Source organism: Amycolatopsis sp. NPDC004378, from assembly GCF_053602455.1.
The window spans coordinates 56,659-81,496 of sequence record NZ_JBSGDR010000013.1 but is presented as its reverse complement, the minus strand read 5'-3'; the positions used below and the strand labels follow the sequence as shown (position 1 = coordinate 81,496).

22 protein-coding genes are annotated in these 24,838 nt (G+C 73.4%); 13 read left to right on the top strand and 9 right to left on the bottom strand.

The features are described 5' to 3' along the window. Positions 1–6: 6 nt before the first annotated feature. The 5 genes from ACWEN0_RS31595 (at position 7) to ACWEN0_RS31575 (ending at position 5,677) form a co-directional block, all read left to right on the top strand. Positions 7–741 (top strand): ABC transporter ATP-binding protein, encoded by a 735-nt coding sequence (locus tag ACWEN0_RS31595; RefSeq protein ID WP_451981757.1) that lies wholly within the window; start codon positions 7–9, stop codon positions 739–741. After that, positions 735–3,260: an FtsX-like permease family protein gene (locus ACWEN0_RS31590; RefSeq protein WP_451981754.1), complete on the top strand. Its 2,526-nt coding sequence runs from the start codon at positions 735–737 to the stop codon at positions 3,258–3,260. The genes ACWEN0_RS31595 and ACWEN0_RS31590 overlap by 7 nt, the downstream gene beginning before the upstream one ends. 351 nt (positions 3,261–3,611) lie before the next feature. Further along, complete coding sequence (locus tag ACWEN0_RS31585) at positions 3,612–4,268, top strand: glycoside hydrolase family 11 protein (protein WP_451981751.1); 657 nt, start codon at positions 3,612–3,614, stop codon at positions 4,266–4,268. 2 nt (positions 4,269–4,270) lie between these two features. Then, entirely contained in the window at positions 4,271–4,924 is a 654-nt protein-coding gene (locus tag ACWEN0_RS31580; protein ID WP_451981748.1) for a polysaccharide deacetylase family protein, read from the top strand. Between the two features lie 102 nt (positions 4,925–5,026). After that, positions 5,027–5,677: a response regulator gene (locus ACWEN0_RS31575; RefSeq protein ID WP_451981745.1), complete on the top strand. Its 651-nt coding sequence runs from the start codon at positions 5,027–5,029 to the stop codon at positions 5,675–5,677. A gap of 144 nt (positions 5,678–5,821) precedes the next feature. On the opposite strand, the gene ACWEN0_RS31570 is transcribed toward ACWEN0_RS31575, so the two are convergent. Continuing rightward, on the bottom strand, positions 5,822–6,007 hold the full coding sequence (locus ACWEN0_RS31570; RefSeq protein ID WP_451981742.1) for a hypothetical protein: 186 nt from the start codon (positions 6,005–6,007) through the stop codon (positions 5,822–5,824). Between the two features lie 294 nt (positions 6,008–6,301). Between ACWEN0_RS31570 and ACWEN0_RS31565 the strand changes: the two genes are divergently transcribed. Genes ACWEN0_RS31565 through ACWEN0_RS31555 form a run of 3 tightly spaced genes read left to right on the top strand, consistent with a single transcriptional unit; the run spans position 6,302 to position 11,305 of the window. Next, positions 6,302–7,219 (top strand): ABC transporter ATP-binding protein, encoded by a 918-nt coding sequence (locus tag ACWEN0_RS31565; protein WP_451981739.1) that lies wholly within the window; start codon positions 6,302–6,304, stop codon positions 7,217–7,219. Then, the gene (locus ACWEN0_RS31560; protein WP_451981736.1) at positions 7,216–8,559 is read left to right on the top strand and encodes an ABC transporter permease; all 1,344 of its coding nucleotides are present in this window, start codon (positions 7,216–7,218) and stop codon (positions 8,557–8,559) included. Before ACWEN0_RS31565 ends, ACWEN0_RS31560 begins: the two co-directional genes overlap by 4 nt. A 4-nt stretch (positions 8,560–8,563) precedes the next feature. Beyond that, positions 8,564–11,305: an alkaline phosphatase family protein gene (locus ACWEN0_RS31555; protein ID WP_451981733.1), complete on the top strand. Its 2,742-nt coding sequence runs from the start codon at positions 8,564–8,566 to the stop codon at positions 11,303–11,305. A gap of 57 nt (positions 11,306–11,362) precedes the next feature. On the opposite strand, the gene ACWEN0_RS31550 is transcribed toward ACWEN0_RS31555, so the two are convergent. From ACWEN0_RS31550 to ACWEN0_RS31540, 3 genes are read right to left on the bottom strand one after another with little or no spacing between them, the layout of a single operon-like run. Next, a complete protein-coding gene (locus tag ACWEN0_RS31550; RefSeq protein WP_451981730.1) occupies positions 11,363–12,928 on the bottom strand; it encodes a helix-turn-helix domain-containing protein in 1,566 nt (521 codons plus the stop codon). Next, the gene (locus ACWEN0_RS31545) at positions 12,928–14,313 is read right to left on the bottom strand and encodes a carboxylesterase/lipase family protein (RefSeq protein WP_451981727.1); all 1,386 of its coding nucleotides are present in this window, start codon (positions 14,311–14,313) and stop codon (positions 12,928–12,930) included. Before ACWEN0_RS31545 ends, ACWEN0_RS31550 begins: the two co-directional genes overlap by 1 nt. Next, positions 14,310–15,692, bottom strand: coding sequence for an FAD-binding oxidoreductase (locus ACWEN0_RS31540; RefSeq protein WP_451982241.1), 1,383 nt, complete (start codon positions 15,690–15,692; stop codon positions 14,310–14,312). The genes ACWEN0_RS31545 and ACWEN0_RS31540 overlap by 4 nt, the downstream gene beginning before the upstream one ends. 262 nt (positions 15,693–15,954) lie before the next feature. Between ACWEN0_RS31540 and ACWEN0_RS31535 the strand changes: the two genes are divergently transcribed. Continuing rightward, complete coding sequence (locus ACWEN0_RS31535) at positions 15,955–16,341, top strand: STAS domain-containing protein (protein WP_451981724.1); 387 nt, start codon at positions 15,955–15,957, stop codon at positions 16,339–16,341. Positions 16,342–16,386: 45 nt separating this feature from the next. Continuing rightward, positions 16,387–17,295, top strand: coding sequence for an SAM-dependent methyltransferase (locus ACWEN0_RS31530; protein ID WP_451981721.1), 909 nt, complete (start codon positions 16,387–16,389; stop codon positions 17,293–17,295). Between the two features lies 1 nt (position 17,296). On the opposite strand, the gene ACWEN0_RS31525 is transcribed toward ACWEN0_RS31530, so the two are convergent. Next, the gene (locus ACWEN0_RS31525) at positions 17,297–18,019 is read right to left on the bottom strand and encodes an alpha/beta hydrolase (protein WP_451981718.1); all 723 of its coding nucleotides are present in this window, start codon (positions 18,017–18,019) and stop codon (positions 17,297–17,299) included. Positions 18,020–18,265: 246 nt separating this feature from the next. Between ACWEN0_RS31525 and ACWEN0_RS31520 the strand changes: the two genes are divergently transcribed. Genes ACWEN0_RS31520 through ACWEN0_RS31510 form a run of 3 tightly spaced genes read left to right on the top strand, consistent with a single transcriptional unit; the run spans position 18,266 to position 20,574 of the window. After that, positions 18,266–18,589: a YciI family protein gene (locus tag ACWEN0_RS31520; protein WP_451981715.1), complete on the top strand. Its 324-nt coding sequence runs from the start codon at positions 18,266–18,268 to the stop codon at positions 18,587–18,589. Beyond that, complete coding sequence (locus tag ACWEN0_RS31515) at positions 18,586–19,812, top strand: RNA polymerase sigma factor (protein WP_451981712.1); 1,227 nt, start codon at positions 18,586–18,588, stop codon at positions 19,810–19,812. Before ACWEN0_RS31520 ends, ACWEN0_RS31515 begins: the two co-directional genes overlap by 4 nt. A gap of 12 nt (positions 19,813–19,824) precedes the next feature. Beyond that, on the top strand, positions 19,825–20,574 hold the full coding sequence (locus ACWEN0_RS31510; protein ID WP_451981709.1) for an MBL fold metallo-hydrolase: 750 nt from the start codon (positions 19,825–19,827) through the stop codon (positions 20,572–20,574). 15 nt (positions 20,575–20,589) lie between these two features. Here ACWEN0_RS31510 and ACWEN0_RS31505 read toward each other — a convergent pair whose 3' ends face one another. The 4 genes from ACWEN0_RS31505 to ACWEN0_RS31490 all read right to left on the bottom strand — a co-directional run bounded on the left by ACWEN0_RS31505 (position 20,590) and on the right by ACWEN0_RS31490 (position 24,741). Beyond that, a complete protein-coding gene (locus ACWEN0_RS31505) occupies positions 20,590–22,026 on the bottom strand; it encodes a sialidase family protein (RefSeq protein WP_451981706.1) in 1,437 nt (478 codons plus the stop codon). 200 nt (positions 22,027–22,226) lie between these two features. Then, on the bottom strand, positions 22,227–23,432 hold the full coding sequence (locus tag ACWEN0_RS31500; RefSeq protein WP_451981703.1) for a PucR family transcriptional regulator: 1,206 nt from the start codon (positions 23,430–23,432) through the stop codon (positions 22,227–22,229). Between the two features lie 47 nt (positions 23,433–23,479). Continuing rightward, a complete protein-coding gene (locus ACWEN0_RS31495) occupies positions 23,480–23,842 on the bottom strand; it encodes a RidA family protein (RefSeq protein ID WP_451981700.1) in 363 nt (120 codons plus the stop codon). Continuing rightward, a complete protein-coding gene (locus ACWEN0_RS31490; RefSeq protein ID WP_451981697.1) occupies positions 23,839–24,741 on the bottom strand; it encodes an NAD(P)/FAD-dependent oxidoreductase in 903 nt (300 codons plus the stop codon). Before ACWEN0_RS31490 ends, ACWEN0_RS31495 begins: the two co-directional genes overlap by 4 nt. Between the last annotated feature and the right edge of the window lie 97 nt (positions 24,742–24,838).

The following is a 24,838-nucleotide window of genomic DNA, read 5'->3' as shown; positions in this document are numbered from 1 at the left end:
ATCGAAATGACGACACCGAATGCGCTGGAGCTGGCCGGCGTGCGGAAGGTGTACGGCTCCGGCGACGGCGCCGTCACCGCGCTGGACGGCGTGACGGCCGGCGTGCCGCGGGGGACGTTCACCGCCGTGATGGGCCCGTCGGGCTCGGGCAAGAGCACCTTCCTGCACTGCGCGGCCGGCCTGGACCGGCCGACGTCGGGGCGGGTGCTGCTCGGCGGCACCGAGATCGGGCGGCTGAAGGAAGGCGAGCTGACGCGACTGCGGCGCACCCGCGTCGGGTTCGTCTTCCAGGCCTACAACCTGCTGCCGGCGCTGAACGTGCTCCAGAACATCACGCTGCCGCTGCGGCTGGCCGGCACCAAGCCGGACCCGCGGTGGCTGCGGGAGATCGTCGAAGGCGTCGGGATGGCGAAGCGGCTGGAGCACCGCCCGGCGGAGCTGTCCGGCGGCCAGCAGCAGCGCGTCGCGATCGCGCGGGCGCTCGTCACGCGGCCCGACGTCGTGCTGGCCGACGAGCCGACCGGCGCGCTCGACACCCGCACCGCGCGGCAGGTGCTGGACCTGCTCCGCGCGGTCGTCGACGGGATGGGCCAGACGGTCCTGATGGTGACCCACGACCCGGTCGCGGCCTCGGCCGCGCACGGCGTCCTCTTCCTGGCCGACGGCAAGCTGGCCGGCCACCTGCCGCACCCGACGCCCGAGCGGGTGGCGGAGCGGATGACGCACCTCGGGGAGTGGTGAGCGTGCTGACCCTCGCCTGGCAGACGATCCGCAGCCGGCTCGGCGGCTTCGCCGGCGCGTTCGTCGCGATCCTGTGCGGCACCGCCCTGGTGGCGGGCTGCGGTGTCCTCATGGAGTCCGGCCTGCGGGCCGGCGTCCCCACCGAGCGGTACGCCGCCGCGGCCGTCGTCGTCGGCGGCGCCCAGAGCGTGCACCCGCCGGGGGCCGACGCCCTGACGTTCGAGCAGGTCGGCGAGCAGCCGCCGGTCCCGGCCGGCCTGGCCGCGAAGATCGCTTCGGTGCCCGGCGTCCGCACGGCCGTGGCCGAGCAGAGCTTCCCGGCGCGCGTGGTCACCGGGGACGGGCAGGTGCTCGGCGGCGCGCAGTCGCTGGGCCACAACTGGGACGCCGCCGTGCTGGCGCCGTTCACCCTGCGCGCGGGCCGGGCGCCCGAAGCCGCCGACGAGGTCGTCCTCGACGCCGATCTGGCGAAACAGGCCGGACTCGGGGTCGGCGGGCAGGTGCGGGTCGCGACCCGCTCGGTGCCGGTGACGTTCAAGGTGAGCGGGGTCGTCGACGCCCTCTCGCGGCAGTCGGCGCTGTTCTTCACCCCGGAGCGGGCCATGGAGCTGGCCGGCCGGCCCGGCCAGGCCCACGCGATCGGCGTCCTCGCCGACCCGGGAGTGGCGCCGGAGACGCTCGCCGAGCGGATCGGCGCGGTCGCGGCCGGCACCGAGGTGACCACCGGCGTCGAGCGCAGCACGATCGAGTTCCTCGACGTCAGCCAGACGCGGACGCTCCTGCTCGCGGTGGCCGGCTCGTTCGGCGGGTTCGCCCTGCTCGTGGCCGTGTTCGTGGTGGCGAGCACGCTCGCGCTGACGATCAACCAGCGCCGCCGCGAGTTCGCGCTGCTGCGCGCGGTCGCCGCGACACCCCGGCAGATCCGCAAGCTCATCGGCACCGAAACGACGTTGGTCGCGCTCGTCGCCGGGATCCTCGGCGGCGCCGCGGGCCTCGCGGTGGCGGCCGGGCTGCGGGACGCGTTCGCCGCGATCGGCGTCATCCCGGAGGACTTCCGGCTGGCGTTCAGCCCGCTGCCGTCGCTGGCCGCGCTGCTGCTCGGCCTCGGCGCGGCCCGGCTGGCGGCGTGGGCGGCGTCGCGGCGGCCGTCGTCGATCCGGCCGGTCGAAGCGCTCGGCGAGGCCGCGGTCGAACGCCGTGAACTCGGCCGGGTCCGCCTGGCCACGGGCTGGGGCCTGGTGCTGACCGGCCTCGGCGGCGCGCTGGTCCCGCTGTTCCTGCGCGGCGACGTCGCGACCGCGATCTCGACCATGGCGACGCTGGTGGTCGTCATCGGGCTGGCCGTGGTCGGCCCGCAGGTGACCGGCCTGGTGGTGCGCGTGCTGGCGCCGGTGCTCGGGCGGGTCTGGCGGATCAGCGGCTACCTGGCGGGCGCGAACGCGCAGGCCAACACGCGTCGCCTGGCGGCGGCGGTCACCCCGCTGATGCTGTCGGTCGCGTTCGCGCTGGCGACGTTCTACAGCCAGACGTCGAGCACGGCCGCCGCGGCGGAGGAGACGGCCCGCTCGACGACGGCCGACTACGTCCTTACTGGCCCGGTCTCGCCGGAAGCCGCCGAGGCCGCGGCCCGCGTGCCGGGCGTGGCAGCGGTGACGCCGGTGGTGCGGACCTCGGTGCTCACGGTGTCCACGGTCGGCGACAGCGTGGACGTCCAGCGCAAGCCCGCGCAGGGCCTGGGCGACCACGTCCAGGGCGTGCTGGACCTGGGCGTCGACGCGGGCCGGCTGGCCGACCTCACGGGCTCGACCGTGGCCTTGAGCCGCTCGGAAGCGGACTGGCTGGACAAGAAGATCGGCGACGAGGTCTGGTTCTACTTCGGCGACGGCGTCCCGGCGAAGCTCCGGCTGGTGGCGACGTACACGCACGACCTGGCGTTCGGCGACTTCGTGCTGCCGGTCGCGCTGGCACGCGAACACGCGGGCGGCCGCCTGGACGACTCGGTGCTGGTCCGGCGTGCCCCGGCCGCGGACGCGTCCGCCGTGGCTTCGGCGTTGCGCGCGTTGCCCTACCCGGGCGTGACGGTGGCCTCTCCGGCACCGGCTCCCGAGGGCGGCGAGCGGCAGGCGCAGTTCTACCTGAACCTGGTCGCGGTCGGTGTCATCGTCGGGTACCTGGCGATTTCGGTGGCCAACACGCTGGTCCTGACGACGGCCCAGCGCTCCCGCGAGTTCGCCCTGCTGCGGCTGGTCGGCACGACCCGCCGCCAGGTGACCCGCATGATGCGCCTGGAAGCACTGGCCACGGTCGGGATCGCGGTGGTCGTCGGCACGCTGGTCGCCGTGATCCCGCTGGGGTTGCTGAGCGCCGGCCTGCGGGGCACCCCGCTGCCGTCGGGCCCGCTGTCCGTCTACTTCGGAATCATCGGCGGCGCGGCCCTGCTGGGCGTGGCGGCCATGGGCCTGTCGACGTGGGCGGCGTTGCGCGCCCGCCCGATCGACGCGATCGGCCTGCGGGAGTGAGCGGCCCGGGCGCCGTCCCCCTCGGCCGGCGCCCGGACCACCTCAGGCCGTGTTCGGCGAGGTTCCCGACACCCCTGCCGGGCCCGCTCGCGTCCGTGGTGGCCCGCATCTCGCCTTCGACGACCAGCTCGAGCCGCGCCATGGCATCCACCGACCCCGCCGCCTAGGACTCGTCGGGGTTCATGGCCCCGATGGTGGGCGGGCGTGCTGAAATTTCGATGAACCGCGAGGTCAGAGACCCGGCTGAATGCGGGAAAGTCCGCCGTACTCCCGAAACTTCCCGAAACTGATTGCCCGGCCCGCGACGTCGATCGCATGCTTTCGCCATCTCAGCCTCGACGAGGAGGAAGCATGCTCAGGAACCGCTTCAGGCTGTTCGCCGGTGGTATCGCGCTCGCGCTGATCGCCGCGCTCGTGCCCGGGGTTGCGCGGGCCGACACCGTCATCACCACCAGCCAGACCGGGAACAACGGGGGCTACTACTACTCCTTCTGGACCGATGGCGGCGGGTCGGTCTCCATGACGCTCGGGTCCGGGGGCAACTACCGGGTGAACTGGCGGAACGTCGGGAACTTCGTCGGCGGCAAGGGGTGGAGCAACGGCAGCCGGCGGACCGTGAACTACTCCGGCAGCTTCAGCCCGTCCGGCAACGGCTACCTCTCGCTCTACGGCTGGACGTCCAACCCGCTCGTCGAGTACTACATCGTCGACAACTGGGGCACCTACCGGCCGACCGGGACCTACAAGGGCACCGTCACCAGCGACGGCGGCACCTACGACATCTACCAGACCACGCGGTACAACGCGCCGTCCGTCGAAGGGACCAAGACCTTCAACCAGTACTGGAGCGTGCGGCAGCAGAAGCGGACCGGCGGCACCATCACCACCGGCAACCACTTCGACGCGTGGGCCCGCTACGGCATGCGGCTCGGCAATTTCAGCTACTACATGATCCTCGCGACCGAGGGCTACCAGAGCAGCGGCAGCTCGAACCTGACGGTGGGCTGACCATGCGACCGTGGATCCTCGCCGCCGCGATGGCCGTGACCGGCGCCGTTTCCGTGATGCCCGCGCAGGCCGCCACCTGCACCGGGTACGTCGGGCTCACCTTCGACGACGGGCCCTCGAACGCGCACACCCCGGCGCTGCTCAACGCGCTGCGGCAGAACGGGTTGCGCGCCACCATGTTCAACGAAGGCCAGTACGCCGCCGCGTACCCGGCGCAGGTGCGGGCCCAGGTGAGCGCGGGCATGTGGGTCGGCAACCACAGCTACACCCACCCGCACATGACGCAGCTGAGCCAGTCCCAGATGGAGTCCGAGGTTTCGCGGACCCAGCAGGCGATCGCGGCCGCGGGCGGCGGCACGCCCCGGCTCTTCCGGCCGCCGTACGGCGAGACGAACGGGACGCTGCAGGCGGTCGAGGCGAAGTACGGCCTGCGGCAGATCATCTGGGACGTCGATTCGCAGGACTGGAACGGCGCGAGCGTCGACGCGATCGTCCAGGCCAACGCCCGGCTGACCAACGGTCAGATCATCCTCATGCACGAATGGCCCGCCAACACCCTGGCGGCGATCCCGCGGATCGCGCAGACGCTGGCGAGCCGCGGGTTGTGCGCGGGGATGATCTCGCCCCAGACCGGCCGGGCGGTGGCGCCGGGCTAGCCGTACCCGCGGGGCGTCGTCGCGCACGCGTCCACAGTGGACGTCTCGGATCCGCCCGTGGGTGATCTTCACCGGCTCCGGACAATGCGGCAGACTCTGGGCATGGACAGGGCGATCAGGGTGGTCGTGGTCGACGACCAGCAGGTGGTGCGCGAGGGCCTGGTGGCGCTGCTGGGCCTGCTCGACGACGTCGAGGTGGTCGGCTCGGCGGCGGACGGTGCGCAGGCCCTCGACCTGCTCGGCCGGCTCGACCCGCCCGACGTGGTGCTCATGGACCTGAACATGCCGGTGCTGAGCGGCGCCGAGGCGACCGGGCGCATCACGCGGGAGCACCCGAACGTGGCGGTGCTGGTGCTGACGACCTACTCCGACGACGAGTCGATCGCCGGGGCGTTGGCCGCGGGCGCCCGCGGCTACCTGACGAAGGACGCGGGCCGCCACGAGATCGGCTCCGCACTGCGCGCGGTGGTGACCGGCCAGCTCACGTTCGGCGCGGACGTCTCGGGCCGCGTCGCGAGCGCGCTGGCCCAACCGGCACCGCGCAAGCCAAAGCCCCCGGACGGCCTGACGGCCCGCGAGGCCGAGGTGCTCGGCCTGATCGGCGCGGGGCTGAGCAACGGCCAGATCGCGGCCCGGCTGTTCATCGGCGAGGCAACGGTGAAGACGCACATCAACAACGCGTTCGCCAAGATCCGCGTACGCAACCGCGTCGAGGCGGCTCGGTATGCCGCGCACCACGGGCTGGACGGGTGAGCAGCGGGTGGATCGCGGCTCGGCACGCCGTGCGGCGCGGGCTGCGAGGCTGAGCGCTGGGCGGCTCGCGGATCGCCGCGCCGTGGGCCATGGGCTGCGAGGCTGTCCCGGCGCCGCCCCCTCGACGGCGCCGGGACACCCCAGTCACCCGCGCTTCCGGCGCTTCTCCAGCTGCTCGCGCACCATCGGTTCCACCACCCGCTTCGCCTGGTCGTAGTGGCCCGCCTTCTTCAGCGCGATCGCGATGACGCCGACCAGCAGCACCAGCAGCAGGATGCCGCCGCCGATCAGCGCGAACCTGAGCAGCATGAACTGGACTACTTCACCCATTTCGGGTTCCTCCCCGGAAGCGGAATTCGACGCGGGAAACGCTACGGCGCCGCCCGGGTGGAGGAGGACCACCGAGGGGTGGAGATCGCGGTGGAGATACGTCCACTGTGGACGAACACGGAAGGCAAGCGAGAGGTTAACTCGCCGTAAGACTGGGGCTTAACTCGGACATTTCACCGCGCGGGTGAGCGCCGGTCGGTTGCCGTTCGGCCGTCGTTCACCCTGGTCGCCCGCCGCCGTCATTTGTGGTGCCTAAGTTTCTGGCTCGAGCCGCGGAACGAAAGCAAGGAACCCATGGACGCACCCCTGGCAGTCAGAGCGCGCGGGATCACCAAGTGCTTCGGCGACGTCGTCGCCCTCGACGCGATCGACCTCGACGTGGCCCAGGGGCAGATCCACGGCCTCGTCGGCCCGAACGGCGCCGGCAAGACCACCCTGCTCGGCCTGCTACTCGGCTTGGCCGCCGCCGACGAAGGCCGGCTCGAGGTCCTCGGGACGCCCGCCGGCCGGACCCTCGGCGGTGTCGCGGGCTTCGTCGACGGCCCCGGCCTCTACCCCGCGCTCACCGCCCGCCAGAACCTCGCCGCCCTGCTCGCGCTCCAGGGCCGCGACCGGAAGGCGAAGCGGATCGACGACGTGCTCGGCGAGGTCGGGCTCACCGACGTCGCCGACGACCGCGTCCGCGGCTTCTCCCTCGGCATGCGCCAGCGGCTCGGCCTCGCCGCGGCCCTGCTCGCCGAACCGCGGCTCCTGGTGCTCGACGAGCCCGCCAACGGCCTCGACCCGGCGGGCAAGAAGCACGTCCACGGCGTCCTCGGCCGGCTCGCGGCCGGCGGCACCACCGTGGTCCTCTCCAGCCACCGGATGGACGACCTCGAGGCCCTGTGCTCGGAGGTCACCATCCTCGCCACCGGACGCGTCGTCTTCACCGGCCCGCTCGCGAAGCTGTCCGCCGAGAACGGCGAGCTCGAGTACCGGCTGCGCACTTCCGACCCGGCGGCCGCGCGCCGCCTGGTCGGTGACGCGCCGGGGATCCGCGTCGCCGACCGCGACGACGACGTGCTCGTGGTGCGCGCGCTGGTGCCCGCGCTCGACGAGCTGGTGCTGCGGCTGGCGAAGGACGACATCGCGGTGCGCGAGCTCGCGCCGGTGGTATCGCCGCTCGAAGCCGCGTTCCTCGCCCTCACCGAGCAGCCGGAGGCCCGCCGATGACCGCCGCCGTCGTCGAAGCCGCCCGGCCCGTGCCGGTGGCCCGCGGCTACCGCTTCGAGCTCGTCAAGCTCTTCGCCGCCTGGCGGATCCGCCTGCTCGTGCTCGCCTGCTGGATCGCGCCCGCGTTGTTCGTCGCCGTGGTCAGCGAGCAGAGCTCGCTGCCGGTCGACACGCTCTTCGGCCGCTGGATGAACGCCACGGGCTGGGCCGGGCCGCTGGTGATGCTCGGCTTCGCGGGCACCTACGCGCTTCCGCTGCTGACGTCGGTGGTCGCGGGGGACGTCTTCGCGGCCGAGGACCGGCTCGGCACCTGGCGCCACCTGCTGGTCGCGGTCCGGTCGACGCGGCGGATCTTCGCCGCGAAAGCGCTGGCCAGCCTGACCGTGATCCTCGTGCTGGTCGCCGGGATGGCCGTGTCCGGCGCGGTCGGCGGGGTCCTCGCGGCGGGCAACCGGCCGCTGACCGGGCTCGACGGCCACCTGCTCGCCCCGGGCGACGCCGCCACGCAGGTGCTGCTCGCGTGGGTCTGTGTGCTCGCCCCGACGCTGGCGCTCGGCGCGCTCGGGCTGCTCGGCTCGGTCGCCTGGGGCCGCTCGCCGATGGGCCTGCTGCTGCCCGCGGTCGTCGCGCTGGTGCTGGCGCTCGCCCAGCTGCTGCCGCTGCCCGTGGCCGTGCGCCTCGCCCTGCCCAGCTACGCCTTCATCGCGTGGAACGGCCTCTTCACCGACCCGGTCCAGCTCGGGCCGCTGCTGATCGCGGTCGGCGTCAGCCTGGCTTGGGCGGTGGTCGCCACCGTGCTCGCGTACGTGCTGTTCGTGCGCCGCGACTTCACCAACTCCGCGCACGACGGCTCGGGCCGCCGCGCGCTCGTCGTCGGCGCCCTGCCGCTGGTCGCGCTGCTGGCCGTCACGGCCGGGGTCGTCGCCGTGGCCACGCCGGCCACCGGGTCGGGCATCGAGCTCGGCAAGGTGCAGCAGTCGGTCGCCACCGCGTTCGGCCACCTCTACCGGCTGCAGGCCGGGCAACTGAACCGGCCGGACGTCACGGAAGCGCAGCTGGGCGCCACGGCCGCCTGCACCAAGGGCGACGGCCTGGTCGAGCCCGACGGCCCCGGCAACGACTGGCGGTGTGTCGTCTCCTGGCACCTGCCGGGCGTGGACGCGACCGGCCAGGCGATCTACCAGCTGGACATCACCTCGGACGGGCGGTACGTCGCCGACGGCGACGGACCGAAGGAAGTGAACGGCTACTTCCAGGTGCGGACCCCGGCAGGGGACCAACCGAACCCGCTTTGGCAGTTCGACGGGAACGTCGAACTGCTCACCACCACGAAGGGATAGCCCGATGCAGGTAACACGCCGCAGACGGCGTGCCGCGAAGAGCCGGCTCGGCCGCCATCGGCTGCGGTACGTCACGGCCGGCTCCGCCACGCTCGCGCTGGTCGCCACCGGCACCGGTGTCGGCATCGCGTCGACGCAGCAGTTCGGCGAGGACCAGGTCGGCCAGGTCACCCCGAACGGCCAGGTCGTCTCCGCCGACCAGTACATCAAGCCGATCGGCGACCGCCTGGTCGTGAACAACGGCAAAATCATGGCGTCCTCGGTCAGCCCCGACGGCGGGCACCTCGCCGCGCTGACCACCGACGGCGGGATCGCGCTGACGATCGTCGACCTCAAGACCTGGAAGGTGCAGCAGCTCGTCGGCAACTCCGCGACGGCGAACCTGCGCATCCCGGGCAACGACGTCGGCCAGGAAGGGCCGTCGTACGCCCCGGACGGCAAGTCGCTGTGGCTGGCGCAGACCGACGGCTACACGAAGTTCACGGTGAACCCCGACGGCACCGTCGCGGCGCCGACGCCGGTCAAGATCCCGGCCGACGGTGCCAAGCACGCCCTGGTCGCCCAGGCGGTGTTCTCGCCCGACGGCTCCACCGTGTACTCCGCGGTCAACGGCCAGAACCGCGTCGTCGCCCTCGACGCGGCGACCGGCGCGATCAAGCAGAGCTGGGCCACCGGCAACGCGCCGCGTGACCTGGTGCGCGTCGGGACCAAGCTGTACGTCAGCAACGAAGGCGGGCGCGCCGCGCGGCCCGGCGAGCCGACGCTGAACTCGTACAACACCCAGGTGCCGGCCAGCCAGTTCACCGGCGCCACCACCAGCGGCACGGTCAGCGTCATCGACCTCGCGAACGCGGCCGCCACGCCGAAGAGCATCGACGTCGGCCTGCACCCGACCGCGGTGTACACGAAGAACGGCACGGTGTTCGTGACGAACACCGCGAGCAACTCGGTCTCGGTCATCGACACCGGCCGCGACAAGGTCGTCCAGACGATCGCGACCCAGCCGTGGCCGCAGGCCTCGGTCGGGTACGAGCCGGACGGCGTGACGCTGACCGACGACGGGCACCTGCTGGTGACGCTGGGACGCGCCAACGCCGTCGCCGTCTACCGCTACGGCCGCGCGCAGGAGCCGGTGAGCTACGTCGGCCTGCTGCCCACGGACTACTTCCCGACGGCGATCGCGACCGTCGGCAAGGACGTCGTCGTGTCCAACACCCGCGGCATCGACGCGCGCCGCCCCACCACGGCCGCCGGGCACGGCACGCACGACACGACGTCGAGCGTCCAGCGCTTCCGGCTGCCGGACGACCGGGCCATCCGCGGCTACACCGGCCAGGTCTTCAAGCAGAACGGCTGGACGGACGACGCGGTGCGGCAGGCGGAGTCGAACGGCCACCGCAACCCGGTGCCCGTCCCGGCTCGCCTCGGCGACCCGTCGACGATCAAGCACGTCTTCCTGCTGGTCAAGGAGAACCGGACCTACGACCAGGTCTTCGGCGACGACGCGCGCGGCAACGGCGACCCGTCGGTGACGCAGTTCGGCGAGAACGTGACGCCGAACCAGCACGCGCTGGAGAAGCAGTTCGGGTTGTACGACAACACCTACGACATCGGCACGAACTCCGCCGAGGGCCACAACTGGCTGATGCAGGCCGACAACCCCGAGTACACCGAATCTTCGGCGGGGGAGTACCTGCGCAGCTACGACACCGAGGACGACGCCCTCGGTCACCAGAGCAGCGGGTTCCTGTGGACCGGCGCGCAGGCGGCCGGGAAGTCGGTGCGTGACTTCGGCGAGTTCCAGCAGTTCCTGACCAAGCCCGCCGGGGCGAGCTGGCAGAACCTGTACTGCGACTCGAAGAACATGGCCACCGGGCAGCCGACGGCCTACCCGCTGGTGTCGTCGTCGCCGATCCCGTCGCTGAACAACGTTTCGGTGCCGGGCTTCCCGAAGTTCGACACCTCGGTGCCGGACGTCTACCGGTACCAGGTCTGGAAGAACGACTTCGAGAAGAACGGGCCGGCCAACCTCAACATGTTCTGGCTGTCCAGCGACCACACCGGCGGCCCGCCGAACGCGGCCGCCCAGGTCGCCGACAACGACCTCGCCGTCGGCAGGATCGTCGACGAGATCTCGCACAGCCAGTACTGGAAGGACTCGGCGATCTTCGTCGTCGAGGACGACTCCCAGGCCGGGCTCGACCACGTCGACGGGCACCGGGCGCCGGTGCAGATCATCAGCCCGTACGCCCAGCACGGCGTCGTCGACAGCCACTACTACTCGCAGATCACGATGATCCGGACGATCGAGCAGATCCTCGGGGTCAAGCCGATGAACCAGAAGGACAGCGCGGCGACGCCGATGAGTGCGGCCTTCACCCCGAAGCCGGACTACACGCCGTTCACCGCGCTGCCGAACCGGACGTCGCTGACCGACGGCCTGGCGACCCAGCCGTCCTGCGGCCCGGACACCCCGGCCGCGGCGAACCCGGCAGCGGCCCCGGTGCCGTCCTCGGCGGTGCCGGCGGACAAGAAGCAGCTGGCGGCGCAGTGGCAGGAGTGGACGACGCACCAGCGGCTGACCGGCCCGAGCGCCGTCGCGGACTACGCCAACCCCGCGCAGATGAACCACTTCACGTGGTACCAGACGCACGGCTGGTCCACGCCCTACCCGGGTGAGACCCAGGTCGTGGCGCCGGATCAGGTGCCGGGGGCGTACCTCCCCGCCGCGGAGTCCGACGGCTGACCAGGTCTGCCGCGGCTTGTCGTGGGTGTTCAGGGCGGTTCTGACCGCCCTGAACACTCACGACGTCAGGCCGAGGGAGAGGCGGTGGATGCGCAGCGCCAGCTGGACGTCCAGCGCTCGGTCGCCCTCCTGCCAGTCCTCGCCCAGCAACGCGGTGATGCGGTCCAGGCGCTGGTAGAGCGTGTTCGGGTGGATCGTCAGCTCTTCGGCCGCCGGGGTCTTGCGGCGGCCGTGGCGCAGGAAGACCTCGGCGGTGCGGACCAGGTCCGTGCCGCGGTCTTCGTCGTGGGTCAGCAGCGGGGCGAGGGTGCGTCCGGCGAAGGTGTTCGCCTCCTCGCGGCCGGTCTGGCTCAGCAGGTAGCGGTAGGGGCCCAGGTCGGCGGGCGACGCCGTGGACCCGGTGCGGCCCAGCGCTTCCAACGCCCGGAGGCACGCGACCGCGTCGTCGTAGGCGTCGGCCAGCTCGGCCGCTCCGGTGGCCGGGCCCGCCAGGCCCGTCGTGCCCAGTGACCAGGCGCGGACCGTCGCTTCGCCGGCGCGGACCAGGGCGACCACCCGGCCGTCCACTGTGGACGAGAGCGGGGCGAGGGCCCGCAGCCGCGGGTCTTCGGTCACCACGACCAGGTGCGGGTGCCGGAGGTCGCGGGCGTACGCCGGGATCTCGCGGACGCGGCGGGTCACGACGTGCTCGACCAGCTCCTCCGCCGTCCGGCGTTCGGCCCGTTCGACCGACGCCACCAGCGCGACCGTCATCGCCGAGCGTTCCAGCAGCCGGACGTCGGCCTCGTCGAGCGGAGCGTCGGGAACCACCTGCAGGGCCCCGAAGTACGCGTTCGCCGACGCGACCGGCACGGTCACGGCCCGCTCGCCGGCGCGCGTCCGCCGGGCGCCGGTGAACAGCGTCGACGGCTTCCCGTCGAGCCGCGCCGCCACGAGGGTTCCGGCGCGGGCGGCCGCGCGGACCTCGTCGTGTTCGTCGGCGACGAGCACCAAGCCGGGCACCAGCTCCGAAAGCGGGATTACGACGTCTTCGGGCGCGCCGCCGCGCAGCGCCACCTCCGAGAGCCGGTCGTGCAGCCGGACCGCGCGTTCCAACCGGTCGTTCGCCGCCGCCAGCGCGGTCACCAGCTTGGCGTTCTCGATGGCGATCGCGGCGAACGACCCCAGCGACGTCAGCAGCGACGACTCCGCCGCGGTGAACCGGCGCACCGCGCGCTGCGACACCATCAGCACGCCCGCCACCTTGCCGCGCAGCCGCAGCGGCACGCCGAGGATCGTGCGCAGGCCCTCGTCCTCGGCGACGCGGTCGACCTCGCCGAGGTGGGTCAACGCGGCGTCGCCGAGGTAGTCGGCGCTCTGCACCGGCTCGCCCGTGTCGGCCACCTGCCCGGCCAGCCCGCCGTGCGGCGGCAGCACGACCCCGCGCAGCCGCGGCCCGAGCGAGCCGTCGGTGACCCGGATGACGAGCGAGCCGTCCGGTTCGGCCAGCGCGAGGTACGCGACGTCGACGCCGAGCAGGCGCCGCGCGTGGTCGACGACCTCCTGCACCAGCGCGTCGAGGTCGTGGACCGCCGACAGGCGCAGAACGAGGTCGTAGAGCTCGCGCAGGCCGTGGGTGTCCATCAGCCCAGGTGCGTGGTCTCGTCCGGGTGCCAGCCGGGGTCGCCGGTGGCGGCGAACCGCGCCCACGCGCCGTTGACTTCACGGGCCAGGTCCGCGGGCGGGTTTTCGCCGACGAGGCCGGCGGACGCGGCCAGGGAGTCGAACACGAACGGCAGCTCCATGCCGTGGCAGGCCCCGAGTTTCGGGGCGCGCCAGTCGAATTCGTAGCGGAACGAACGGCCCCGGTGGCTTTCGACGAGCTCTTTGACGCCGTCGCGGAAGACGAGGTCGGTCATGGCCTCGACGAACACTTCGCCCGCCTTCCGGCCGCCGCCGAGGCCGTAACCCTCGAGCACGCCCGCCGCGTCCGGGTGCGACGCCGACAGCGTCGCGACGGCCTGCTCGTCGGTGAGGACGTCGAGCAGCCCGGTCGGGCCGAAGTACAGCAGCATCTCCTCGCGGCAGGTCCCGGCGACGAGGTCGACGTCCGCGCCGGCGCCGTTGCGGATCGCTTCGCCCGGGTGCTCGGGCAGGACGTCGTCGCCGACCAGCGGGAGGAACGGGCTGAGGCCGAAGCTGCGGTCGCGGCCGTCCTCGCCCCGCAGGTCGGGGCCGCGCCCCGGGGTCAGCAGCACGTCCTGCGTGTCGAGCAGTTGCTCGGTCGAGAGCTTCCGGAACGCCTCCGCGGCCGGTTCGACGCCCAGCACGTCGGCGACCGTCTTGGTCAGCCGCTCGAACTCCGCCTGCCCGCGCACCATGTTCGCGTGTCCGCTTTGGACGATCGCGCGGCGGAAGAGCCCGGCCGAGAGCGGCGAACCGAGCAGGCAGGCGACGCTGATGGCGCCCGCGGACTCGCCGAACAACGTCACGTTGCCGGGGTCGCCGCCGAACGCGGCGATGCTGTCCCGGACCCAGTGCAGCGCCGCGAGCTGGTCGCGCAGGCCGAGGTTGGTCGCGCCGCCGTCCAGCGGGAGGAAGCCGTCGATGCCGAGCCGGTACTGCACGGTGACCAGCACCGCGCCGGCGCGGGTGAACGCCGTCCCGTCGTAGACCGGGGCCGAGCCGGTCCCGCCGATGAACGCGCCGCCGTGCACGAACACCAGCACCGGCAGCCCGGACGCGCCCGGGTCCGGCGTCCAGACGTCGACCGTCAGGTACTCCGCGCCTTTGCGCCAGCCGTTGCCGACCACGGCCGACAGATCGAGGCCCGGGATTTCGCGGCGCTTCTGGGGCGCGGTGGGCCCGGCTTCGCGGGCGTCGCGCACGCCGTCCCACGACGGCGCCGGGGCGGGCGGGGCGAACCGCAGGTCGCCCTCGGGCGCGGCGGCGTAGGGGAGGCCGCGGAACCGGACACCGGTGGCGGTCGGCTCGCCGCGGACTTCGCCGGCGGGGGTGCGGACGATCATGCGGGTGTCCCTTCGGGGAAGACCTTGCCGGGGTTGAGGATGTTGTGCGGGTCGAGGGCCTTCTTGACCGCGCGGTGCATTTCGAGCACGGCCGGGCCGAGCTCGCGCGAGAGGCCGGGTTGCTTGAGCAGGCCGACGCCGTGTTCGCCGGTGACGGTGCCGCCGAGGTCGAGGGCGCCGGCGATGATGTCGTCGAACGCGGCTTGGGCGTTCTTCTTCGCGGTTTCGTCGCCGGCCGGGGTGACCAGCAGCGGGTGCAGGTTGCCGTCGCCGATGTGGGCGACGTTGGCGATGAGCACGCCGTGGCGCTGCGCTGCGGCATCGATGCGGGCGAGCATTTCGGGCACGGCCTGCGTCGGCACGCAGACGTCCTCGGTGAGCAGCGGGCCGAGCCGTTCCAGCGCCGGGTAGGCGAGGCGGCGGGCGGAGAACAGCGCGTCGGCCTCGGCCTGGTCGGTGGACTGCGCCGCCCACGTCGCGCCCGCTCCTTCGAAGCAGGCGAGGATCTCCGCGGCTTCGTGCTCGCCGAGGGCGCCGGGTGCGTCGGTGCGGGCCAGGAGGACGACGTTCGCGTCGGCGCTGAGGCCCATGTTCTTCCACCGGTCGACGGCGGCCAGGCAGTGCCGGTCGACCAGCTCGAGCGCCGAGGGCAGCACGCCCCGCGCGGCGACCGCGGCCGCGGCCCGCCCGGCGGCGACGGTCGTGTCGAAGTACCCGGCGACCGTCCGTTCCGCGGCCCGGGCCGGCCGCAGCCGCACGGTGACCTCGGTGACCACGCCGAGGGTGCCCTCCGAGCCGACCAGCAGCCCGGTCAGGTCGTAGCCCGCGACGCCCTTGGCCGTGCGGCGGCCGAGCCGGACGAGCTCGCCGGTGCCGGTGACGACCTGCAGGCCGAGGACGTAGTCGCGGGTGACGCCGTACTTGACGCAGCAGACGCCGCCGGCGTTGGTGGCGACGTTGCCGCCGATGGTCGACCACGGCGAGCTGGCCGGGTCGGGCGGGTACCAGAGCCCGCGCCCGGCGCAGGCCGCGCGCAGGTCGTCGTTGACGACGCCGGGCTCGACGACCGCGTAGCGCTCCCGCTCGTCGATCTCCTTGACCGCGGTGAGCCGGTCGGTGACCAGCACGACGCAGCCGTCGACGGCGTTCGCCCCGCCGGAGAGGCCGGTGCCGGCGCCGCGCGGGACGAGCGGGGTGCGGCTCTTCAGGCAGGCCTTGACCACGGCCTGGACCTCTTCGGCGCTGTGCGGCCGGACGACCACGGCGGGTGGTGCGTAGGGCGCCCACTCGGCCTCGTCGTGGGCGAAGCCCGCCAGGACGTCCGGATCGCGGACCAGCCGGTCCGGCGGCAGCACGGCGGTCAGGTCGTCGAGCACCATCAGCGGGAACCTCCTCGTCACCGGGGTCCACGCTAGGGCGGAGGCGCCACTCTGGCCATGGGGAAAATCCCCACTGGGCGGGCCGCCGGGTGTGCTCGTCCCACAGTGGTCCGATGTCGGCTGGATGCATCGTTTTCGCATCGAATGTAGGGTGGCGGTGCAGCGGTTCAGCCTGCAGCCGTCGTGCCCCGCACCCAGCCCCCGATCCGGGCTGCCGTGGGTCCGCACCCGGGCCGCACGGTGCCCACCGAGGAGGCATCGCATGCCCTCACCGACGGCCACCTTCGCCGTGACCACCACCGCCGACGCGAGCGCGGTCACCGCGGCCGGCGACCTCGACCTGACCGTGACCGGCCGCCTGGAAACCCTGCTGGACCGCGAGCTCCGGCTGACCCCGCCGGCCCTGGTGTTCGACGCCTCGGCCGTGACGTTCTGCGGCGCCCGCACGCTGACGATCCTGCTGGCCACGGCGGCCGCCGCCGAGGGGAACGCCGTCCCGTTCGCGGTGGTCGGCCGGCACCGCGCACTGCTGCGGCCGATCACCGCGCTGAGCCTGCAACACGTCCTCCCGCTGCACGCCAGCACGGCGGAAGCGCTGGCGTGGTTCGCGTTGGTGCCGCGGCTGCCCCAGCCGGTCAGGGACCGCTAGGTCGCGCGCCGGTCAGCCGGACTGGTTCGTTGGCATGATCGGACCATGACGACTCACCGGCACGACGGAGACACCTGGGACCTCGCCGCCGGCGTCGGCGCGACGGCCACCGCCGCCGCGGCGGCCCGGGCGATCGCGACCCGCGAGGACCGTTCGCTCGTCGACGACCCGTTCGCCGAACCGCTGGTCCGGGCGGTCGGCATCGACCTGCTCACCCGGCTGGCGAGCGGCGAAACCCCGCCCGGCGACCTGGTCGAGCGGAGCGCGATCGACGTCGCCAAGGTGCGGACCAGGTTCTACGACGACTTCTTCCTCGACGCGGCGAACGCGGGCGTCACCCAGGCCGTGATCCTGGCTTCGGGGCTGGATTCCCGCGCGTACCGGCTGCCCTGGCCGGCCGGGACGGTGGTGTACGAGGTCGACCAGCCGCCGGTCGTCGAGTTCAAGACCCGGGCGCTGGCGGAGCTGGGCGCCGAGCCCGCCGCCGACCGGCGGGTGGCCGCCGTCGACCTGCGCGACGACTGGCCCGCGGCCCTGCGTGCCGTCGGCTTCGACCCGGCCCGGCCGACCGCGTGGAGCGCCGAAGGCCTGCTGGGCTACCTGCCGCCGGACGCGCAGGACCGCCTGCTGGACACCATCACCGAGCTCAGCGCACCGGGCAGCCGCGTGGCCACCGAAAGCCGGCCCAACCCGGAGCCCGGCGACGAGGAGGAGACGAAGGAACGCCTGGACCGCATCTCCGCCCGCTGGCGCGAGCGCGGGTTCGATCCGGACATGGCGAAGCTGCGCTACTTCGGCGAGCGCAACGAAGCGGGTCCGTACCTGGTGGAACGCGGCTGGGCGCTGACCGGGAGCAGCGTCGGCGAGCTGCTCGCGGGCAGCGCCCTGCCGCCCTTGGACGACGACGGCCTGCGGATGGGGACCGTGCGCTACGTCCGCGGCGTCCTCGGCTGACTCACTTCAGGTGCCGGGCGAAGAACCGGTTCCCGGCGTCCCCTTCGAACCGAGGGACGCCGGTGTGCCCGCCCATGTTGGCGTGCAACGTCTTCTCCTTCGAGCCGAGGGCGTCGAACACGTCCAGGGCCAGCTGCCGGTCGTTGCCTTCGTCGTCCCACTGCAGCAGGACCAGCAGCGGGATGGTGACCTGCCGGGCCTCCTCGAGCATGCTGCGCGGCACGTAGCTCCCGGCGAACAGCACGGCCGCCGCGATCCGCGGGTCGATCGCCGCCAGCCGGATGGCGACGGCGAGCACCCCGCCCGCGAACCCGACCGGGCCGTCGATCTCCGGCAGCTCGAGGAGGGCGTCCAGGGTGGCCTGCCATTCCGGGACCGCCTGCTCGGCCAGCGGAAGGATGAGCCGGTCGACGATCTCGTCGACGGGCTCGCCGGCGGCCAGCGCCCGCCGCAGGTCGGCGCGGGCCGCTTCGAGGGCGGGCAGCCGCGGCCGGTCACCGCCGCCCGGAAGCTCGATGGTCGCCGCCGCGTAGCCCTCGGCCGCGCAGGCCTGGGCCCGGGCCACCAGCCGGGAGTGCATCCGGCCGATTCCGCCGGGGTGGCCGAGCAGGATCAGCGGAGCCGGTGCGGACGCGGGCGTCCACAGGACGCCGGGAATGTCGCCGAGGGTGAACGCGCGCTCGAGGACGCCGTCGTCGAGGCGCTGTTCGGAAGTGAAGTGCATGGTCGTGCCTTTCGGGAGGGCTCGGCGCTCCCGGACGACCTATCGCCCGGCCGTGACCCCTGAGGGGAGCACCCATGTCGTCTGGTTCACGGGTACCACCTCCTCGGTCTCTCGCACGGCTCCGGCGAAAGCTAGCAGCGACGGTGACGCCTCGCCACCGAAATATTTTCCGGCAAGGTTGTCGGATCGGGCCGGCGGCGTTCCTCGGCGCGCGAAACTGACACACGGACAAGGGAGGAGCTTCGGATGCAGTACCTGGTTTCCGTCATCGACGACAAGGAAAACCCCGGCAGCACGGACCGGCAGCCCGCGATCGGCGAGTTCAACGACCGCCTGATCGCCGACGGCTACTGGGTCTTCGCCGGCGGGCTCGCCGACACCACCACGGCCACGGTGATCGACAACCGCGGCGGGCAGCCGGTGGTCACCGACGGGCCCTTCGTGGAGTCCAAGGAGTACCTCGCGGGTGTCTGGGTGTGGGAGGCCCCCGACCTGGACGTCGCGCTCAAGCTCGCCGCCGAGGCGTCGAAGGTGTGCGACCGGAAGATCGAAGTGCGGCCGTTCCGGTGAACGACGTCGAAGCGGCCGTCACCCGGGCCCACCAGGAGGAGTGGGCCCGGGTCGTCGCCGGCCTGACCAGGCGCTTCGGCGACCTCGACATCGCCGAAGACGCGGCCGCCGAGGCGTTCGCGATCGCCGTCGAGCGGTGGCCGGCCGACGGCGTGCCGCCCAGCCCCGGCGCCTGGCTGACCACCACCGCCAACCGCAAGGCCATCGACCGGATCCGGCGCGAAAGCAAGCGCGACGACAAGCAGAAGGAGGCACGGATGGGCTACGACGACGACCCGCCCGAGCCGCCGGGCGCCATCGACGACGACCGGCTCCGGCTGATCTTCACCTGCTGCCACCCGGCGCTGGCGGTGGAAGCCCGGCTCGCCCTGACGTTGCGCATGGTCGGCGGCCTGACCGTGCCCGAGATCGCCCGCGCGTTCCTGGTCGCCGAGACGGCCGTGGGGCAGCGGATCACCCGGGCGAAAGCCAAGATCAAAGCGGCGCGCATCCCGTACCGCGTGCCCGCCGCCGAGGACCTCCCGGCCCGGGTCGCCGGCGTGCTCACCGTGCTGTACCTCGTGTTCAACGAGGGCTACCTGGCCACCGGCCCGGACACAAGCCCGGTCCGGCACGACCTGACCGCCGAGGCGATCCGGCTGACCCGGCTGGTCCGCGCCCTGCTGCCGGACGACGGCGAGGTGGCCGGGCTGCTGGCCCTGATGCTCCTCACCGAGGCCCGCCGCCCCGCCCGCGTCTCGGCCGGCGGCGAACTGGTCGCCCTCGACGAGCAGGACCGCGGAACCTGGGACGCGACGCTGATCGCCGAGGGCCACCGGCTGGTGCGCGAGCGGCTCGCCACCGGGGTGGCGCCGGGCCCCTACCAGGTCCTCGCGGCGATCAACGCCGTGCACACGTCCGCCCGCGCCATGCGCGACACGGACTGGTCGCAGGTCCTCGCGCTCTACGACCAGCTCGTCCGCCTCGACCCGTCACCGGTCGTCGCCCTGAACCGGGCCGTCGCGGTCGCCGAGCTCGACGGCCCGGACGTCGCGCTGGCGGCCGTCGACCGCCTGGCGGAGAAGCTGGCGGGCTACCACGCCTACCACGCGACCCGCGCCGATCTGCTGCGCCGGCTGGGCCGCACGCGGGATTCCCGCGCGGCGTACGACAAGGCGATCGAACTGGCCGGCAACACCGCCGAAACCGCCGCGCTGATCCGCCGCCGGGACCTCGTGGTGTGACAGGGTGGCCCGGTGCTGAAGCAGGTGGCCGACGGCGTCTGGGTCCGGCAGAGCGAATGGGTGTGGAGCAACGCGGTCGTGGTCCGCGCGGACGACGGCCTGATCCTGGTCGACCCCGGCATCGCCGGCGCCGACCTGGACCAGCTCGCCGACGACGTCGAAGCGCTCGGCATCCCGGTGGTGGCCGGGTTTTCCACGCATCCCCACTGGGACCACCTGCTCTGGCATCCCCGGTTCGGCGACGTGCCGCGCTACGCGACGTCCACCTGCGCCTCGGTCGCGGGTGAAGCCCGCGAGCGGGCCCAGGCGATGGCCGCGGAAAGCGCGTCAGGGATCCCGCTCGAGCTGGTCGCGCTCCTCACCCCGCTCCCGGGGGACGGCGGACCGCTGCCGGGCGAGCTCGTCGAGCACGACGCGCACGCCCCCGGCCACGCGGCCCTCCTCCTCGCGGACCGCGGCGTCCTCATCGCCGGCGACATGCTGTCCGACGTCCTGATCCCGCTGCTCGACCCCCGCCGCCCCGGCCAGCCGGACGCGTACCAGACGGCCCTCGACCGGCTGGCCGAGGCCGCGGGAGAGGTCGGCGTCGTGATCCCCGGCCACGGCGCGGTCGCCGAGGGCCCGGAGGTGGCAGCCCGCTTCGCGGCCGACCACGCCTACCTCGACGCGCTGAGGCGAGGTGAAGACCCGGTCGACGTCCGTCTCGAACAGGACTGGCTCGCCCGCCCCCACCAGGCGAACCTGGAGCAGGCGCGACGCTGACCCGGCGCATCGGGGTCAGAAGGCGGTCAGGGCCGAGTGCGCCGCAGCCGGTTGCGGCGCCGGATTGTCCGTCGCGCGGCGGGCGCCGCCGGTCAGGGGCAGGCCGCCGGCCGGGGCGAACATGGCCTGGTTGAACGTCGAGCCGGTCGGCGCGGTGGCGATCGGGACGACCGGGAACGCGTTGCCGCCGGCGCGGACCGACGTCGAGATGTAGTCGCCGAACATCCGGCCCTGCGAGGTGTTCGGGATCCACGACAGGCTCATCGGGCCGGCCACCTGGGTGGCGGTGCTCCAGCTCGTGCCGCCGTTGGTCGAAGAGACGAACCCGGCGTCGAGCTGGCAGGTCGCGGCGGTGCAGGCGGAGTCCGGGTAGGAGTAGTACGTCAGGCCGATCCGCGCGCTCGTGCCCGAGGTCGACGCGTCGACGCCGATGCCGGGGACGAAGTGGTCGACCGTGCTGGTGGTGGCGTCGATCGGGACGCGTGCCGGAGCCGACCACGTGGTGCCGTTCGCGGACTTGCTCAGCACGATGTCGTTGCGCGGGCAGCCCGAGCGGAACCGGCAGTCCGACCACGCGACGTAGACCGTGCCCGTGCCGTCGATTTCGGCCGTGGGCAAGGCTTCCTCGCGCAGGCCGCCGGCCGCGTCGTGGTGGCTGACCGCGGCGACCTGGACGGTCGAGGTCCAGCTCGCACCGCCGGTGGTGGAGCGGAAGCTGCGGATCTGGTCGTTGAGCGAGAGGTACGGGACCACGACGGTGCCGTTCGGCTGGACGACCGGCTGGCCGCCGAGCCCGGTGTGCGTGCCGGCGGGAGCTCGGGCCGGGCCCCAGGTGAGCCCGCCGTCGCTCGAGGTCTTCATCCGGATCGAGTCACCGGAGCTCGTGATGTCGTATTCGGTGTAGCAACTGCCGAAGAACGGGCTGGACGCCGTGTTGTCGCAGGCGATCCAGTTCTTGTCCAGCGAGCCGGTGGCCGTCGTGACGGGGGTGCCGAACGTCTTGCCGCCGTCGGTGGAGCGGCTGGTGAGCACCGGCGTGCCGCTCGGGCAGGTGACGCCGAGGGCGGAGATCAGCCAGACGCCGTGCTTGGCGTCGTAGGCGACCGCGGCGTCGCTGATCTGGCCGCAGGGGCCGCCGGTGTTGGCGGTCGTGCCGGGCAGGAAGCCCTGCGTCCAGGTCGCGCCGCCGTCGGTGGAGGTGGCGAAGCCGATGTCGGACGAGCCGCCGCCGGAGACGCGCCCGACCTGGAAGGCGGAGACGATGGTCGACCCGAACGCGAACGTGTCGGGTTCGACCTCGGTTCTGTGCTGGGCTTGCGCGTCGGTGAACGGATCGGAGCTGACCTGGGTCACGGTGACGTTCGCGGACGCGGGCGTCGCGGCGACCAGGAGCCCGCCGACCACGACGGCGGGCAGTGCGGTGGCGGTGACGAGTTTTCGGGAAAACGGCATGGCGCGTTCACCTTCTCCGTCGAGTGAAGAATCCGAGGCGGGCAGCGGGATCGCCGTTGCGGGCCGTGACGACTGTCGATCCAGCCACTCGCCGCGGGCGCCGTAAAGGCTCTCGACCGATCCAGACCCGTTCGGTGGCGGCCGAACGGCCCAGGAGTTGGCCCACCGCTTACCTGGTCGCAAGTGGACAGTCGAAGGCCTCAGATGTCGCCGAGCAGTCTCGCCGCCTTGATGCCCAGGTGCAGGACCAGGCGGCGTTCCCCGTCGCCGAGGTCGAAGCCGGTGAGTTCCTCGATGCGGCGGAGCCGGTGGTAGATCGTCGCCCGGTGGACGCCGAGGGACTCGGCCACCGCGCGGGAGTCGCCCGCGCGGTCGAGGAAGGTCTCCGCCGTGACGAGGAGTTCGGGGTCGGCCTCGACGAGCGCCGTGATCGCCTGCGCGACCCCCATGCCGCGGAGCTGCTCGCGCGGCTGGGCGGCCAGCAGGGCGTAGATCCCCAGCGCGTCGTGGCGGGCGACGGGCCGGAACACGGGGATGACGTCGGCGACCCGGATCGCGTCGAGCGCCTGCCGGTACGACGTCGCGACGTCCGCCAGCCGCGCCGCGGGACGGCCCACTCCCGCGACCACGGCCCGCCACCGGTCGGCGCGCCCGAGCCGCCGCACCGCCGACGAGCACAGCTCGTCCGCGAGCCGGGGGAGCCGGTCCAGCGCGCGCCGCGTCACGACGAGCAGTCCGTGGCCGGGGCGGACCAGGGCCATGCTCTCGCGGACCGGCAGCGCCGTGGCGGCCGCACGCAGCGCCGCGCCGAGCGCCAGGCGGTCACCCGCGTCGACCTCCTGCCCGGCCACCGGCAAGGGCGCGACGACGACGGCGACGACGTCACCGCGGGCCGCGAAGAGGTCCGACTCGACGAGCCCGTCGGCGGCGAGGGCGCGCGCCGCCTGGTCGTCCGACAGCAGGTCGCGGAGGAGCTCCCCGACGCGGGCGTCGTGCAACTCGCCCAGAGCCCGCTCGCGGAATAGCACCTCCGCGGCTTCGCCGGCCGCGACCCCGGCCAGCGCGAGCCCGGCGTCGTCGACCGGGTCGTCGGCGTCGATCAGCCACAGGTAGCCGAACTGGACGCCCTGGAACCGGATCGGGATCGCGACCCGCGGCAGCAGGTCGAACTCCGCCGACGCGGGCAGGCGGACCGGCCCGTCGGCGCGGGGGAGCCGGAACCGCCGCAACCAGGCGACCGCTTCCGGTGGCGCCTCGCGGTTCAGGATCACCTGCGCGCGCATGTCGTCGATCGGGCCGGCCTGCGCGCTGTAGGCGAGCAGCCGGAAGTGGACGTCGTCGACCGCGACCGACCGGCCCAGCTGCCGGGCCAGCGTGTCGACCACCCGCTGCAGGTCTTCGCTCACGGAACCGCGTCCGGACGCATCACGCCCGTGAATGTAACCCGGTCGGCCTAGTCTTCGCCGAGCCACGCGACGACGTCGAGTTCGACGCGGAAGGGCTGGACGAGCGGCGCGCCGATCGTCGTCCGGGCGGGCCGCCGATCGGGGAACTCCTCGATCCAGACCTCGTTGTAGCCGGCGAAGTCGCCGAGGTCGGCCAGGTAGGCGGTGACCTTGAGGACCTGGTCCGGCCGCGCGCCGGCCTCGGCCAGCACCCGCCGGACGTTCGCGAAGGCCGCGCGGGCCTCGTCCTGGAAGGCCCCGGTCACCGGCCGCCAGCCGTCGTCGACCCCGACCTGGCCCGAGAGCAGCAGGAGGTCGCCCTGACGGCGGAACGCCGGCGCGGGCGGCGGGGTGATCGCGTTCGGTTTCATCGAAGCCTTCCTCGGCGCAGCGGGTCGAACGGGGCGATGGCGGGTGTCCCGCACACGACCTGCGCGGCCAGCCGCTTCCCGGTGACCGGTCCGAGCGTCACGCCCCACATGCCGTGGCCTCCCGCGACGTGGACGCCGGGAACCTTCGTCGCGCCGATCACCGGGAGGCCGTCGGGCGTCAGCGGCCGGGACCCGACCCACGGTTCGCGCACGTCGTCCCAGCCGGCGTCGATCAGGGGGTGGAGCGAACGCAGGACGGCGTCCAGGCGGCGACCGTCGAAGGGCGCGTCCCGGCCGGCGATCTCCATCGCGCCCGCGACGCGGACCCGGTCTCCGTACGGCGTGAGCGTCACCCGGGCGCCGGGCAGGTAGGCCGGACCCGGGAGCGGTCCGGCGAGCCGGACGCTGCACGAGTACCCGCGCCCGGCCTGCACCGGCACGCGCACGCCCAGCCGGCGGCCCAGCTCCGGCAGCCACGCACCCGTCGCGAGCACGACGGCGTCGGCCCGGTTCGGCGGTCCCGCCCAGGTGTCCACCTGCAGCCCGCCCGGCCCGAACCCGATCGACCGCACGTGCGCGCCCTCGGCGACTTCGCCACCGCGCTCGCGCACCGACCCGGCGAGCGCGTCGAGGAACGCGCCCGGCGCGAGGAAGCGCTGGCCCTCCAGGTGCAGGACCTGCGTGACGAGGTCGGAGAACGGCGCCTCGTGGCCCGCCGAGATCCGGTAGGACGCGCCGGCGAGCTCGTGCTCGAGCCCGGCGGTGTCCTGGCCGGCGGTGAACCCGATCCGGACGGTCCGCTCGTGAACCTCCGCCGCGACACCACCTTGATCAGCTCGTCGAACGCGCCCAGGCTGTCGGCCGCCAGCGGCCCGAGCGCGGCCATCCCGCGCTGCCACCGGGACGCGGTCGCGTTCCGGGTGAACCCGGCCAGGAACGCCACGGACGGCCGCCCGCTCACCGAGACCGGCGAGCCCGGGGTGAGCAGGCTGCGCA